1 pseudogene is annotated in these 562 nt (G+C 32.9%); it reads right to left on the bottom strand.

The features are described from left to right. Positions 1-19 precede the first annotated feature (19 nt). A pseudogene (locus HT715_RS11565) lies at positions 20-260 on the bottom strand (helix-turn-helix transcriptional regulator); the annotation flags it as partial. Positions 261-562 lie beyond the last annotated feature (302 nt).

The raw sequence follows: 562 nt of genomic DNA, 5'->3' as shown, positions 1-562 counted from the left end.
GAAACTAAGCAACTATAACTATTTTTTTAAACTCAATAAGTTCTGTACTCTCATTCAAAATTTGCTCGTCAAAAAAAATAATCCATACTAACACTAAGTCTTTTAGCTAGTTGATGCAATAATTCTGAACCTGGAGTATATTCTCCGTTCTCCAAACGACTAATCTGACCTTGCTTACAAATTCCTTCAGCTAACTCTTTCTGAGATAATTTCAATTCTTTTCTTCTGCTCTTAATTCGAGTAGCTAATAAGCTTCCCACACTATTTCCTCCAATCTACTACTGCTAATCATTTTATCACGATTTCTGTAACAATTAAAATACATTTAAATTACTCTAATGGGATGTTGAAGCCTCTCTCTTTACTATCAATTGCAAAATTTATAGTGTTAACTAATTTCTCCAATCTCCTCACTTGATGTTCATACTCGTCTATATATTCATTCATCTGTTTTTGACAATCTTCAATCTCTTTCTCCCCCAATTATTCACACCTAACACAAAAAGCATCCAGAATCGATATGAAACCGAGGATTCTAGGTGCTTTCTCTTTTCACCCATTG

Origin of the sequence: Streptococcus sp. 4155 (genome assembly GCF_013276695.1) — a bacterium.
In the GTDB taxonomy this organism is placed as follows: Bacteria; Bacillota; Bacilli; order Lactobacillales; family Streptococcaceae; genus Streptococcus; species Streptococcus pseudopneumoniae.
This window is presented reverse-complemented; position numbering and strand designations above follow the sequence as displayed.